At 67.3% G+C, this 13,594-nt stretch carries 14 protein-coding genes, 1 other RNA gene and 1 pseudogene; 6 read left to right on the top strand and 10 right to left on the bottom strand.

What is annotated here, in order from left to right:
• Positions 1-13: 13 nt before the first annotated feature.
• From ACSFBE_RS13060 to dnaX, 7 genes are all read right to left on the bottom strand, one after another.
• Complete coding sequence (locus ACSFBE_RS13060) at positions 14-850, bottom strand: ABC transporter permease (protein WP_435490820.1); 837 nt, start codon at positions 848-850, stop codon at positions 14-16.
• 5 nt (positions 851-855) lie between these two features.
• Positions 856-1,770, bottom strand: a complete 915-nt coding sequence (locus tag ACSFBE_RS13055) for an ABC transporter ATP-binding protein (protein ID WP_435490819.1) — start codon at positions 1,768-1,770, stop codon at positions 856-858.
• A gap of 7 nt (positions 1,771-1,777) precedes the next feature.
• A complete protein-coding gene (locus ACSFBE_RS13050; protein WP_435490818.1) occupies positions 1,778-2,812 on the bottom strand; it encodes an ABC transporter substrate-binding protein in 1,035 nt (344 codons plus the stop codon).
• 115 nt (positions 2,813-2,927) lie between these two features.
• Positions 2,928-3,317 (bottom strand): MAPEG family protein, encoded by a 390-nt coding sequence (locus tag ACSFBE_RS13045; protein WP_435490817.1) that lies wholly within the window; start codon positions 3,315-3,317, stop codon positions 2,928-2,930.
• 30 nt (positions 3,318-3,347) lie between these two features.
• Positions 3,348-3,941, bottom strand: coding sequence for a recombination mediator RecR (gene recR, locus ACSFBE_RS13040; RefSeq protein WP_435490816.1), 594 nt, complete (start codon positions 3,939-3,941; stop codon positions 3,348-3,350).
• A gap of 36 nt (positions 3,942-3,977) precedes the next feature.
• Positions 3,978-4,310 (bottom strand): YbaB/EbfC family nucleoid-associated protein, encoded by a 333-nt coding sequence (locus ACSFBE_RS13035; protein WP_262076774.1) that lies wholly within the window; start codon positions 4,308-4,310, stop codon positions 3,978-3,980.
• A 42-nt stretch (positions 4,311-4,352) separates the two neighbouring features.
• On the bottom strand, positions 4,353-6,143 hold the full coding sequence (dnaX, locus tag ACSFBE_RS13030) for a DNA polymerase III subunit gamma/tau (RefSeq protein WP_435490815.1): 1,791 nt from the start codon (positions 6,141-6,143) through the stop codon (positions 4,353-4,355).
• Between the two features lie 76 nt (positions 6,144-6,219).
• Between dnaX and ffs the strand changes: the two genes are divergently transcribed.
• Positions 6,220-6,316, top strand: an RNA gene (gene ffs, locus ACSFBE_RS13025) — signal recognition particle sRNA small type.
• Between the two features lie 145 nt (positions 6,317-6,461).
• Positions 6,462-6,566 (top strand): annotated as a pseudogene (locus ACSFBE_RS13020) (SDR family oxidoreductase); the annotation flags it as partial.
• Between the two features lie 2 nt (positions 6,567-6,568).
• Here the strand turns inward: ACSFBE_RS13020 and ACSFBE_RS13015 are convergent.
• Entirely contained in the window at positions 6,569-6,850 is a 282-nt protein-coding gene (locus tag ACSFBE_RS13015) for a hypothetical protein (RefSeq protein ID WP_435491079.1), read from the bottom strand.
• 70 nt (positions 6,851-6,920) lie between these two features.
• Positions 6,921-8,177: a TIGR03862 family flavoprotein gene (locus ACSFBE_RS13010; RefSeq protein ID WP_435490814.1), complete on the bottom strand. Its 1,257-nt coding sequence runs from the start codon at positions 8,175-8,177 to the stop codon at positions 6,921-6,923.
• A 142-nt stretch (positions 8,178-8,319) separates the two neighbouring features.
• On the opposite strand from ACSFBE_RS13010, the gene trxA reads away from it, so the two are divergent.
• Both trxA and rho read left to right on the top strand, forming a co-directional pair.
• Complete coding sequence (gene trxA, locus ACSFBE_RS13005; RefSeq protein WP_435490813.1) at positions 8,320-8,652, top strand: thioredoxin TrxA; 333 nt, start codon at positions 8,320-8,322, stop codon at positions 8,650-8,652.
• Between the two features lie 176 nt (positions 8,653-8,828).
• On the top strand, positions 8,829-10,094 hold the full coding sequence (gene rho, locus ACSFBE_RS13000; RefSeq protein ID WP_435490812.1) for a transcription termination factor Rho: 1,266 nt from the start codon (positions 8,829-8,831) through the stop codon (positions 10,092-10,094).
• A gap of 129 nt (positions 10,095-10,223) precedes the next feature.
• Here rho and ACSFBE_RS12995 read toward each other — a convergent pair whose 3' ends face one another.
• On the bottom strand, positions 10,224-11,303 hold the full coding sequence (locus ACSFBE_RS12995; RefSeq protein WP_435490811.1) for an oxidoreductase: 1,080 nt from the start codon (positions 11,301-11,303) through the stop codon (positions 10,224-10,226).
• Positions 11,304-11,485: 182 nt separating this feature from the next.
• On the opposite strand from ACSFBE_RS12995, the gene ACSFBE_RS12990 reads away from it, so the two are divergent.
• Positions 11,486-11,755 carry a type B 50S ribosomal protein L31 gene (locus ACSFBE_RS12990; protein WP_019653042.1) on the top strand — a complete coding sequence of 90 codons (270 nt, stop codon included), beginning with the start codon at positions 11,486-11,488 and terminating at the stop codon, positions 11,753-11,755.
• An 85-nt stretch (positions 11,756-11,840) separates the two neighbouring features.
• Positions 11,841-13,589: a hypothetical protein gene (locus ACSFBE_RS12985; RefSeq protein ID WP_435490810.1), complete on the top strand. Its 1,749-nt coding sequence runs from the start codon at positions 11,841-11,843 to the stop codon at positions 13,587-13,589.
• Positions 13,590-13,594 lie beyond the last annotated feature (5 nt).

Below are 13,594 nucleotides of genomic sequence, written 5' to 3'. Positions count from 1 at the left end.
GAACACCCGCCGCTCAGAGCTTTTCCGTCTCGCCGCTGCGTGGCTGCCACTTCATGAGGCGCCGCTCGGCCACGCCCACGATGGCGTCGAGCGCCAGCGCGAAGGCGGTGAGCACCACGATGCCGGCGAACACGGTGTTCACATCGAAGGTGCCTTCGGCCTGCAGGATGAGGTAACCCACGCCCCGGGCCGACCCGAGGTATTCGCCGACCACTGCGCCCACGAAAGCCAGGCCGACCGAGGTGTGCAGGCTGGAGAAGACCCAGCTCGTCGCACTCGGCAGGTACACGGTGCGCAGCAACTGCCGCTGGTTGGCGCCCAGCATCTTCGCGTTGGCCAGCACCACCGGGCTGACCTCGCGCACGCCCTGGTAGACGTTGAAGAAGACGATGAAGAACACCAGCGTGACGGCCAGCGCCACCTTGCTCCAGATGCCCAAGCCGAACCAGAGCGCGAAGATGGGCGCGAGGATCACGCGCGGCATCGAATTCGCGGCCTTGATGTAGGGGTCGAGGATGAGGCTCGCCGTCGGCGCGAGCGCCAGCCACAGCCCGCAGGCAAGCCCCAGCACCGTGCCGATGCCGAAGGCCAGCACCGTCTCGAGCAGCGTGGTCCCTAGGTGTCGGTAGATGTCTGCATTGCCGGCCAAGCCGTCCGGGAACAGCGCGTTGGGTGGCACGGCGATCGGCAGGAACCAGTTCCAGATGCGCCCGGCCACCTGGATCGGCTCGCCGAGGAAGAAGGCGAACTGGTCATTGCGCGAGGCGAGGTGCCAAAGGACGAGCAGCACGACGAGCAGGCCGAGTTGCCAGACGCGTGCGTTGCGCTCGGTCGGTCGGAGGGTGACCATGGAGTTCAGGCCACTTTCTTGAGTTGTTGCGCGTAGCCCTTGAGAACCTCGTCGCGCAGCACGTTCCAGATCTGCGTGTGCAGTTCCACGAAGCGCGGATGCGTGCGCACCTCGGCCACATCGCGCGGCCGTGGCAGGTCGATGACGAATTCGCCGATCGGCCGTGTGGCGGGGCCGGCCGAAAGTACGACGACGCGGTCGCTCATGGCGATCGCCTCGTCGAGGTCGTGCGTGATGAACAGCACGGCCTTCCGTCCATGTGTGCCCCCAGGCGCTTCGCTCCCACCCCCCGAGCGGGTGAGCTCAGGCCTTGGGGTGGCCCGGCGGCCTGCGCTCGGCGACGCCCAGAGCGCGAGCACCTCGTTTTCCATCAGTTGCCGGGTCTGCACGTCGAGCGCGCTGAAGGGCTCGTCCATCAGGATGATGTCCGGGTCGAGCACCAGCGTCTGCGCCAGGGCGGCGCGCTTGCGCATGCCGCCCGACAACTGGTGCGGATAGCGGTCGCCGAAGCCGGCCAGGCCCACGCGCGCGAGCCATGCCTCGGCCTGCGCGACCGCGTCACCGTCGGACACGCCGCGGTACTGCAGCCCCACCATCACGTTGTCGCGCGCGCTGCGCCACGGCATCAGCGCATCGCTCTGGAACATGTAGCCCGCGCGCCGGTTGATGCCCTCGAGGTCTTGACCGAACACCCTCACCCTGCCGGACGACGGCACCAGCAGCCCCGCGGCGACATTCAGCAGCGTAGACTTGCCGCAGCCGGTCGGGCCGACCACCGACACGAACTCGCCGGCGCGGATGCGCAGCGTGGTGTCGGCCACCGCGGTGTAGCGCTGGCCCGGGTTGTCCTTCGCCTGGAAGGTGCAGTTGATGTCGATGAGTTCGAGCGCGTGGTCGTCAGAATCGGCAATGTCGGCCATCGATCGCTCAGGCCTTGAACCGGTCTTTCGCGCGGCGGGCGAAGTCGTTGGTGTACGTCTTGGCCAGGTCGATCTTGTCGGCCTTGACGGAGGTGTCGAAGCTGGCGATGGCGGCCAGCGCCGTCTTTGGGCCGTCGGCCGGCACCAGACCGTCCACCGCGATCGCCTCGCGGATCTTGTCGAACGACGCCAGGTACAGCGCGCGGTCGCCCAGCAGGTAGGTCTCGGGCACGGTCTTGATGATGTCGCTCGGCCCCGCGGTCTGCAGCCACTTGAGCCCGTGCACGATCGCGTTGGCCAGCGCCTGGCAGGTGTTCGGATTCTTCTGGATGAAATCGGCCGGTGCGTAGAGGCAGGCGGCCGGCATCGGGCCACCGAACACATCCTGCGTGCCCTTCAGCGTGCGGGTGTCGCTGATGATCTTCACGTCGCCCTTCTGCTCCAGCATGGTCATCACCGGGTCGGTGTTGCTGATGGCGTCGATCTGCCCCGAGCGCAGGGCCGTGAGGGCGCCGGCCGCCACGCCGACACCGATGTAGCTGACATCGCTCGCCTTCAGGCCGCCGCGCGACAGCACGAGATTCGCCACCATGTTGGTCGACGAGCCCGGTGCGGAGACGCCGATCTTCTTGCCCTTGAGATCGGCCACGTTCGCATAGCCGGCCATGTTCTTGGTGGACACGCCCACCGCGATCTGCGGCGCCCGCCCCTGCAGCACGAAGGCCTGAAACAGCTGGTTCTTGGCCTGCAGGTTGATGGTGTGCTCATAGGCGCCGGAGCACACGTCGGCCGATCCGCCGACCACCGCCTGCAAGGCCCGTGCGCCGCCCGCGAAGTCGGCGATCTCGACATCGAGACCTTCGGCCTTGAAGTAGCCCAGTTGCTCGGTGATGGTGAGCGGGAGGTAGTAGAAGGCCGCCTTGCCGCCGACCGCGATGGAGATCTTCGTGCGCTCGGGCTTGGCTTGCGCGAAGACATGAGGAATGGCGACGGATGCCGCCGCCAATGCGCTGGCGGACAGGAAGATGCGGCGAGGGAGCATGCGTGTGGCCCGAGGTTCTTCGTTTCTTGTCGACCGAATCGAGCTTAGGCGCGCGCTCCTCTCAGCTGCATCGGGAACATCCCGTGCGGGTTTCCACGTAAACGGAAAGAGAGGCTTAGCGCCCTGCGAAAACGATCGCGAGATTGACCAGGAACGCAAGCGCCCAGACCGCGCTGCGCGCTGCGTTCGCGCCCCGCAGATACAGCGCGATGAACACGATGCGCAAGGCGATGTAGACCGCCGCCAAGGTGTCGATCGTGCCCTGGGCTGCGCCGAGCTGATGCGCGATGACCACAGCCCCGATGAAGAAGGGCAGGCCTTCGAAACTGTTGGCCTGCGCCGCATTGGCGCGGGCCCGCCAGCCGCTCAGCTTCGACATCCATTCGCGCGGCGTGACGTTGTCGCGTGGACCGAAGGCGCCGACCTTCGCAGCGTAGGCGCAGAGGTAGGGCAACACGGCGGCGATGAGCACGCACCAGTAGGCCAGCGTGAGCTTGAAGTTCATTCGTGCGGACTCCAAGGACGGGGCGCGCGCCTAGCGGCGGTCGACCAGCGCATGCGCGATGGTGCCGAGGTCGACGTATTCGAGTTCGCTGCCGGCCGGCACACCACGCGCGAGCCGCGTGACGGTGAGGCCCCGCTGGCGCAGCGCTTCGCCGATGACGTGCGCCGTCGCCTCGCCTTCGGCGGTGAAGTTGGTGGCCAGGATGACCTCGCTCACGCTGCCGTCGAGTGCCCGATCGAAGAGCTTCTGGAGGCCGATGTCCTTCGGGCCGATGCCGTCGAGCGGGCTCAGCCGCCCCATCAGCACGAAGTAGTAGCCGCGAAAGGCGCCGGTGCGCTCCAGCGCGGCCTGGTCGGCCGGCGTCTCGACGACGCACAGCTTGCTCGCATCACGCCGCGGGTCGGCGCAAACCTGGCAGACGGCGGCTTCGGTGAAGGTGTTGCAGCGCTCGCAGTGGCGCACGTTGACGGCCGCCTCCTGCAGCGCGCGTGCGAGCAGCTGCGTGCCCTGCCGGTCGTGCTGCAACAGGTGGAAAGCCATGCGCGACGCGGACTTGACGCCCACACCCGGCAGACGTCGCAGCGCATCGATCAGCGCGTCGAGCGAACCGGTATCAGCAGCCACGGAGCAGGCCCGCGCGGACGCGGCGCGACAGCGTCATCAGAACGGCAGCTTCATGCCGGGCGGCATGCCGGGCATGCCGGCGGTCAGCTTGCCCATCTTGGCTTCGCTGGTCTCTTCGGCCTTGCGCACCGCAGCGTTGAAGGCGGCGGCCACCAGGTCTTCGAGCATGTCCTTGTCGTCGGCCAGCAGGCTCGGGTCGATGGTGATGCGCTTGACGTCGTGCTTGCAGGTCATGACGACCTTCACCAGGCCGGCACCGGACTCGCCCTCGACCTCGATGTGGGCGAGCTCTTCCTGCGCCTTCTTGAGGTTGTCCTGCATCGCCTGCGCCTGCTTCATGAGGCCGGCCAGTTGTCCTTTGTTGAACATCGCGTTGATCCTGAAAGTTCGTTGAATGAAAGGGTGATGGTATTAGGCCGGGCGCAAGGTGCCGGGAACGATCCGCGCGTCCCACTGCTGCATCAGCGACTGCACCTCGGGGTCGTTGCGGATCGTCTCTTCCGCGGCACGCTGGCGTGCATCGGCGGCCTGCTTGTTGCGGCGCGCAGGGCTGTCAGCGACGGCGCCGATCTCGATCGCGATTTTCACCGCATGGCCGAGGTCGGCGAGCGCCGCCTGCAGCTTTTCTCGCGTCGATGTCTGGTTGAGCGACTCGCGCTCGACGCGCAGCAGCCACTGGTCGACATCGCGTGCGACCAGCTGGGACTGCAGCGCCAGTTCACGCGTCAAGGCGCCGATCGCCTCGGCCGTCACCATCTGCGTCACCGTGGCGTACCAGAAGTCGCCCTCTTCGCTGGTCACGATGGGCGCCGCGGGAGTCTCGCTGTCGCGCATCTGCTCGCGCGCGCCGGGTGCGGGCTGCACGCGCACCGGCATCGCGAGGACACGCGCCGGCGCCACCTGCACCGACGCGTCCGGCGGCATCGGCCTGGGCGCGGTGTTCGAAGCCTCGCGCACCGGCAGGCGGTGGCCCGGTGGCGCGGCAGCGGCCGCATCGGCCGGCGCTGCCGGCTTCAGCGGCAGCGGTTCCGCGACGACGCGCGGTACCGCCTGCGCATCATTCAGAGTTTTTTTTTCCACGGTCGCCGTGTCGGCGGGCTTGAAGGCCAGCAGCCGCAACAGCACCATGGTGAGCGCGGCGTACTCGTCCGGCGCCAGCCCGAGTTCGCCGCGGCCGTGCAGGCAGAGGCTGTAGAGCAGTTGGGTTTCGTCAGGCGGCATCAGGCCGGCCAAGCGGGCCGTCTCGGCGGCGTCGGGATCGGTGTCGCTGCCGGCAGCCGCTGCCCGCGACGGCACCGCCTGCAGCACGGCCATGGCCTGCAGCACGGTGGTCATCTCTTCGAGCGTCGACGCTGCGGAGAGGCCGTCCCGGCGCAGCACCTCCGAGGTCTCGACGACGGTCTTGCCATCGCCCTGCGCCAGCGCGTCGATCAGCCTGAACACATGGCCCCGATCGACGCTGCCCAGCATCTGGCGCACGCCGCCTTCGAGCAGCTCGCCGTTGCCGAAGGCGATGGCCTGGTCGGTGAGCGACAGTGCATCGCGCATCGACCCGCGGGCGGCGCGTGCCAGCAGCCGCAGCGCCTGGGGCTCGGCCGCCACCTGCTCGGCCGCCAGCACCTGCGTCAGGTGTTCGAGCACCGTCTCGGGCGCCATCGGGCGCAGGTTGAACTGCAGGCAGCGCGACAGCACCGTCACCGGCACCTTCTGCGGGTCGGTCGTGGCCAGCACGAACTTCAGGTATTCGGGCGGCTCCTCGAGCGTTTTGAGCATCGCGTTGAACGCGGTGTTGGTGAGCATGTGCACTTCGTCGATCATGAAGACCTTGAAGCGCCCCTGGACCGGCTTGTAGACAGCCTGCTCGAGCAGCGACTGCACCTCGTCCACGCCACGGTTCGATGCCGCGTCGAGTTCGGTGTAGTCGACGAAGCGGCCGGCATCGATGTCGCGGCAGGCCTGGCAGGCGCCGCACGGGGTGGCCGTGATGCCGCCCTGCCCGTCCGGCCCCTGGCAATTGAGCGACTTGGCCAGCACGCGCGACACCGTCGTCTTGCCGACACCGCGGGTGCCGGTGAAGAGGTAGGCATGGTGAAGCCGCTGCGTGGTCAGGGCGTTCGACAGTGCCTGCACCACATGTTCCTGGCCGACCATTTCTTCGAAATTGCGGGGCCGGTATTTGCGGGCGAGCACGAGATAGGACATCGGCCCATTCTAAAAGCCGCCGCGGTGCAATTCCCCGAGCGGCGTGGGCACAAACGCGCGGGTTAGAATCGTCGCTGACGGGCCTCCCCGCATGGTGAAGCGGCCAACCGGGTCAGGTGGGGAACCAAGCAGCCCTAACTGCGTAGCCAGTGCCGGGGGTAAGGCTCGTCAACCTCTTCCAAATCTCGTGTCCAGCCGACGCGAGCACACTGCGAATCCTCCGTGGCTCGCCATGAAACGTGCGGATGCGATGCCCCACCGACAAGCGGGCCGCCCCTGCGGTGCACACGATGCCCCTTTCTCTCATGGAGCGAATTCCGTCCGGCCGAGCCGAAAGAGATTGCTTCGGTGATTGCCTTCCTCGCGAGCGATGACACGAGCATCCTGACCGGTGTGGCCCTGCCGATCGACGGCGGCGTCAGCGGTCAGGCGACCTTGCGCTCCGTCTTCAGCTTCGCCTTCAGTGTGTCGGCCAGCGCCAGCGTGTCGTGCTCCATGCTGGCGATCCGGTAGGTCCCCAGGTGCCGGCCCTCGTAGCTGAGGACGGCAGCGCTGAAATGGTGGCTGAGTGCCGTGGCAGCGTCGTGCAGGCATTCGGCGATGGACCGCAGCCCCTCGCGCACATGGCGCTCATCGGCGGAACCGGTGCTGACGCTGTAGTTGAAGTACTGTTCTCGGATCTTTTTGATATCGACTTGCGGATGCATGCGGCAACGAACCCTCTCGTGCCGCGATTGTGTGCGGGTGCTCGAACAAATGCATGTCAGCCACAAGTACTCAGCACGCGGAGGGCGACACATCCATGCGGCGCAGCACGCCCTGCGCAGCCGCCACTCCGCTGGCCATCGCAGCCGTCAGGAGATAGCCACCGGTCGGCGCCTCCCAGTCAAGCATCTCCCCGGCGCAATGCAGGTGTGGCAAGGCTTGCAGCATGGTGTCGGCATCGATGGCCTCGAAGCGCACACCGCCCGCGCTACTGATCGCCTCGGCCACCGGACGCGCCGACACGAGCCGGATCGGCAGCGCTTTGATGGCCCGCGCGAGGCCTTCGCCCGCTTGCATTCCGTCACGACCGAGCACCTCGTGCAACACACTGGCCTTGATGCCCTCGAGCCCGAGCCGCCCTTTGAGGTGGCTGCTGAGCGAGCGTGATCCGCGCGGATGCATGACCGCGGCATGCACTTGCTCGAAGGAACGGTCAGGCAGCAGGTCCATCGACAGCGTGGCGTGGCCGGTGGCCGCGATCTCGTCGCGCAGCAGGGCCGAGGCCGCGTACACCAGGCTGCCCTCGATGCCGGTCGCGGTCGCCACGAATTCGCCCTTGCGCTCGAAGCGGCGGCCGCGCGCATCGACGAAGCCGATGGCCACCGACTTGAAGGGCTGGCCCGCAAAGCGCGCGGCAAAGTGTTCACTCCAACCGACATCGAAGCCGCAGTTCGCCGGCAGGAGCGGCGCAACGGCCACCTGGCGCGCTTCGAGCCAGGGAAGCCATGCACCGTCCGAGCCCAGCCGCGGCCAACTGGCGCCGCCCAGTGCCAGCACCACCGCCTCGGCCTCGACGGTGACCTCACCCGCTGGGGTGGCGAAACGCAGCGTCCTCGGACGCTCGTCGGGCGAAGCCCAGCCCTGCCATCGGTGCCGCATGTGAAAGCGCACGCCCGCGGCGCGCAGGCGCTGCAGCCACGCGCGCAGCAGCGGCGCGGCCTTCATGTCGGCCGGAAACACGCGGCCGGAGGTGCCGACGAAGGTCTCCACGCCCAGGCCGTGCGCCCATTCACGCAACGCCTCGGGGCCGAAGGCACGCAGCATCGGCTCGAGCTCCGCGCGCCGATCACCGAAGCGCTGCACAAAGAGATCGAAGGGCTCCGAGTGGGTAAGGTTGAGGCCGCCGCGACCGGCCAGCAGGAATTTGCGGCCCACCGAGGGCATCGCGTCGTAGAGGTCGACCTGCACGCCGGCAGCGCTCAGGACCTCGGCCGCCATCAGGCCGGCGGGCCCGCCACCGATTACGGCAACGGTCTTTCGAGTGTTCATTTCAGGGGATCCAAGTTCGAGGGAGAAAGGGCCTTTCGCTATCGCGCCCATAGCGTCCGCACCGGGGACGCTGACACTTGGTTTCTGCCACAATGCCCAGCACTTTAGCTGTACCGCAACCCCGCGTCACAAGGACTACACCATGGCCAGCGACCTCATCAAACACATCTCCGACGCCTCCTTCGAAGCCGACGTGCTCCAGTCGGGCAAGCCCGTGCTGGTCGACTATTGGGCCGAGTGGTGCGGCCCGTGCAAGATGATCGCGCCCATCCTTGACGAAGTCTCCAGCACCTACGAAGGCAAGCTGCAGATCGCCAAGATGAACGTCGACGAGAACCGCGACATCCCCGCCAAGTTCGGCATCCGCGGCATCCCGACGCTGATGCTGTTCAAGGACGGCCAGCTCGCCGCCACCAAGGTGGGCGCGATGAGCAAGGCACAACTCACTGCCTTCATCGACCAGCAACTCGCCTGATCGGGCACAGGAAAAGCGGCCGGCGCGCAATACGCCGGCCGCTTCGTTTTTCCTGTCATAATCTCCTGCAGTTCACCGGCTCGCCCGGTTTGAGTTCCCCGGTTTGTGAGGCACCTCTCGCCTCACTTGAAACCTCCCCCCGTTTCGTTCGACACCGCCCCGCAAGGGGTCGCTCCATGCACTTAAACGAACTCAAGGCACTCCACGTGTCTGAAGTCCTCAAGCAGGCCGAAGCCCTTGAGATCGAAAACACCGGCCGCATGCGCAAGCAAGAGCTGATGTTCGCGATCATCAAGAAGCGCGCGAAGGCCGGCGAACAGGTCTTCGCCGACGGCGTGCTCGAAATCCTGCCCGACGGCTTCGGCTTTCTGCGCAGCCCCGACACCAGCTTCACCGCCAGCACCGACGACATCTACATCTCGCCGAGCCAGGTGCGCCGCTTCAACCTGCACACCGGCGACATGGTCGAAGGCGAAGTGCGCACGCCCAAGGACGGCGAGCGCTACTTCGCGCTGACCAAGCTCGACAAGGTCAACGACGGCCCGCCGGAGCAGAACAAGCACAAGGTGATGTTCGAGAACCTGACGCCGCTGTTCCCCAAGGAACAGATGAAGCTCGAGCGCGACGGCGTGAAGGGCGAAGAGAACATCACCGGCCGCATCATCGACATCATCGCCCCCATCGGCAAAGGCCAGCGCGCCCTGCTGGTGGCGCCGCCCAAGAGCGGCAAGACGGTGATGATGCAGCACATCGCCCACGCGATCAGCGCCAACTACCCCGACGTCCACATGATGGTGCTGCTCGTCGACGAGCGCCCGGAAGAAGTGACCGAAATGCAGCGCACCGTGCGCGGCGAGGTCATCGCTTCGACCTTCGACGAGCCCGCTGCGCGCCACGTGCACGTCGCCGAAATGGTGATCGAGCGCGCCAAGCGCCTGGTCGAACTCAAGAAGGACGTGGTGATCCTGCTCGACTCGATCACCCGCCTGGCCCGTGCCTACAACAACGTCGTGCCCTCGTCGGGCAAGGTGCTGACCGGCGGTGTCGATTCCAACGCGCTGCAGCGCCCCAAGCGCTTCCTCGGCGCCGCGCGCAACGTGGAAGAAGGCGGCTCGCTGACCATCATCGGCACCGCGCTGATCGACACCGGCAGCCGCATGGACGAAGTCATCTTCGAAGAGTTCAAGGGCACCGGCAACTCCGAAATCCACCTGGACCGCCGCCTGTACGAAAAGCGCGTGTTCCCGTCGATCCAGCTCAGCCGCAGCGGCACCCGCCGCGAAGAACTGCTGTTGGCCCCCGAGATCCTGCAGAAGACCCGCATCCTGCGTCAGCTGATGTACAACATGGACGAGATCGAGTCGATGGAGCTGATGCTCAAGAACATGAAGGCGACGAAGACCAATGTCGAGTTCTTCGACATGATGCGCAGAGGCGGCTGAACACGGCCCACCCCCCGAGCTGGCTCACAACGCGCAAGCCGACCCCCTAAGGGAGCAACACCAGCGGCCCGGCGAAGCCGGTTCCGCGGTGTTCCGCCAACGAAAGCCCGTCTCTTCGACGGGCTTTTTTTATGGCGCGAGTGCTCGGCCCTCTCTGGCGCTGCGCACGCCGAGGTCGAGCAGTTCCATCAACGCCACGGCCTCTTCCGGCGGCACGGGGTTGGGGCCGACGCCCAGGATGGCGTCGCGCACGGCCGCGTAGTAGTCGACGTAATTGCCGCGGCGGTTGGGCACGGTGCTCTCGCGCACCCAGTTCTCGATCGCCACCGCCTTCAGCTCACCGGGCAGCGGGTCGATGCCCCAGTCGTCGCTGCCCGGTCGCAGGCCGGCACGCAGCGCGTCTTCCTGCGGGTCGACGCCGTGCTTCACATAGCTTCCGCGCGTGCCGTGCAGGATGTAGCGCGGTGCGGCATGGGCCGCGAGCGTGGTGGCATGCAGCACGATCCGCAACGGCGCATGCGGCCCCGCCTCGTAGCGCAAAACAGCATGAAAATGGTCTTCCACCTGGGCCCCGTCGCGCAGCGCCGCGGTGTCCAGCTGAAGCGTGTCGGGTCGACCGAAGAGTTGCACCGCCTGGTCGAGCAGGTGCGCGCCCAGATCGACCCACAGCCCGGCACCCGGCACGGCCTGCTCGCGCCAGCGTTCGCGCACCTGCGGACGGAAGCGGTCGAAGTGCGATTCGAAATAGACCGGTCGACCCAGTTGGCCGCTGGCCAGCACGTCGCGCAGGGTCCGGTAGTCGGCATCGAAGCGACGGTTCTGGTAGACGGAAAGCAGGCGCACCTGCTGCTGTGCCAGCGCCGCCAGCTCATGCGCCTGCGCCGCATCGAGGGTGAAGGGCTTGTCCACCACCACATGCTTGCCCGCTTCCAGCGCGGCCTTCGCAATCGGATGGTGCTGGGCATTGGGCGTCGCGATCACCACCAGGTCAACGTCGGCCCGGTCGAGCAGCGCCGCAGCGTCGCGCTCGACCGACACGCCGGGCCAGTCGCCCTGCACCTTCTCCGGCTGGGAACTGGCGACCGCGACCAGTTCCAGGCCTGGAACGGCCGTCAGCACCGGCGCGTGGAAGGTCTGGCCGGCGAAACCGTAGCCGATCAGGCCGACGCGCAGTGGCACCGCGGTCGACGGCAAGGGGTTGAAAACCATGTGCGATGCGTCCCAAGGAAGGCTTGACTGATCAAATGGGCAGTATGCGATAATCACGGGCTTCGCGAAAAGTGCAGCCGGGCGCCGTGCCCTGCCGTTCTTCGATCAGCATGATCCAAGAACCGTCTGTGAGCCAGGTGCTCCGGATGTGTGGCTCTCGCATCGACCCCAAAGGAAACACCATGGCAAAAGAAGGCATTCACCCGAACTACCGCGAAGTCCTGTTCGTCGACATGTCGAACGGCTTCAAGTTCGTGACCCGTTCGTGCGCGAACACCAAGGAAATGGGCAAGACCGACGACGGTCGCGAGCTGCCCCTGTTCAAGCTCGACACCACGAGCGAATCGCACCCCTTCTACACCGGCACGCAGAAGTCGGTGGACAACATGGGTGGCCGCGTCGAGAAGTTCCGCAACCGCTTCGGCAAGACCACCGGCGCTGCTTCCAAGTAAGCTCGCCGCTTCCGCAGACCCGGAAAAAGGGCAGCTCGGTTTACCGCGCTGCCCTTTTTCCTTTCCATCGAGCCTCGCCCTTCTGTTGAACGCCCAGCCGACGCCCGCCATTGTTGCCCAGAGCGCTGTACGCCGCCTGCCGCGGCTGGCCCTGCTGCTGCTGTGCGCGGCGTACCTGATGCCCGGGCTGCTGGGCCGCGGCCCCTGGAAGAGCGCCGATGTCGCGGCCTACGGCTACATGGCCGAGCTGGCCCGCAGCACCGAAGGCCTGGCGCGCTGGCTCGACCCGGTCCTGCTCGGGCTGCGGCCGGATCCGCCGGCCTTGCTCCCCTACTGGCTCGGCGCGCTCGCGATCAAGATTGCGCCGGCCTGGGTCCACCCGGACCTGGCAGTGCGCATCGTCTTCGCGCTGCTGCTGTGGAGCGTCTTCTCCGCCACCTGGTATGCGGTGTACTACCTGGCCCGCACGCCCCATGCCCAGCCAGTGGCTTTCGCCTTCGGAGGTGAAGCGCGGCCGACCGACTATGCGCGCACCATCGCCGACGGCGCACTGCTGGCGCTGATCGCCTGCCTCGGCCTGGCGCAACTCGGCCACGAGACGACGCCGGCGCTGGCGCAGCTCTTCTTCATCGCCTACCTGTTCTATGGGGTGGCGGCACTGCCCTATCACCGCCTGGTCGCGACGGTGGCTCTGGCAGTGGGCACGCTCGGGCTGGCGCTCAGCGGCGCGCCGTCGGTCGGGTTGGCGCTGGGGCTGGGTGCAGCGCTGCTGGTCGCGCTGGACCGCCGACGCAAGATCGCCATGGCCTCGAACGACGAACCGCTCTACCGCTCCACCGCCGTCTTCGAGGTGGCCGGCATCGCGCTGCTTGCCTTCGGCGCCGCAGTGGCGCTCGGGCTCTGGAAATGGCAGATCAAGTTGCCCGGGCTGCACGAGGGTCGAAGCCTGGGCGCGGACGTCCGCAGTCAGGCCAAGCTGCTGCTGTGGTTCACCTGGCCGGCCTGGCCCCTCGCGCTGTGGACGCTGTGGCGCTGGCGCCGTCAGCTGCTGGCGCGCCATGTGGCGCTGCCGCTCTGGTTCGCGCTGGTCCCGCTGGCCGCGACCTGGACCACCGACTTCTCCGATCGCTCGCTGCTGCTGGCGCTGCCGTCGCTGGCCACCCTGGCCGCCTTCGCATTGCCGACGTTCCGCCGCAGCGCCGCGGCGCTGATCGACTGGTTCACCCTGCTCTTCTTCAGCGGCGCGGCCTTCATCATCTGGGGCTACTGGATCGCGATGCAGACCGGCGTACCGCCCAAGATGGCGGCGAGCATCACACGTCTGGTGCCCGGCTTCGTTCCGACCTTCTCCTGGCTGAACTTCGTCTTCGCGATCGCCGCGACCCTGGCCTGGGGCTGGCTGGTGCGGTGGCGCACCGGCCGCCACCGCGCTGCGCTCTGGAAGACGCTGGTGCTGCCCGGCGGCGGCGCAGCGCTGTGCTGGCTGCTGGGCACCACGCTGTGGCTGCCGGCACTCGACCATGCGCTGAGCTACGCCCCGCAGGTGCGTGCCATTGCCGATCGGGTCGGCACGACGCCGTGCATCTCGGCCCTGGCCCTGACGCGGCCGCACATCGCAGCCCTGCAGCACCATGGCCAGTTCACGCTGAAGCCCTTGCCAGCCGGAACGGCCGAGGCGGCGGACACCGCCTGCCCCTGGCTGCTGGTGAGCCCCGACGCGCTCGGCCGGCCCGGCACGGCGATCGACTTCACGCGCTGGCGCCTGGTCGGCACCTTCCGCCGCCCCACCAGCGCGAGCGACGACATCTTTCTCTACCAGCGCATCGTCCGGTGACCAGC

The organism is Variovorax sucrosi (assembly GCF_051216635.1).
In the GTDB taxonomy this organism is placed as follows: domain Bacteria; phylum Pseudomonadota; class Gammaproteobacteria; order Burkholderiales; family Burkholderiaceae_C; genus Variovorax.
Note: the sequence above shows the minus strand (reverse complement) of the source record. Positions and strands in the feature narration are given on the sequence as shown.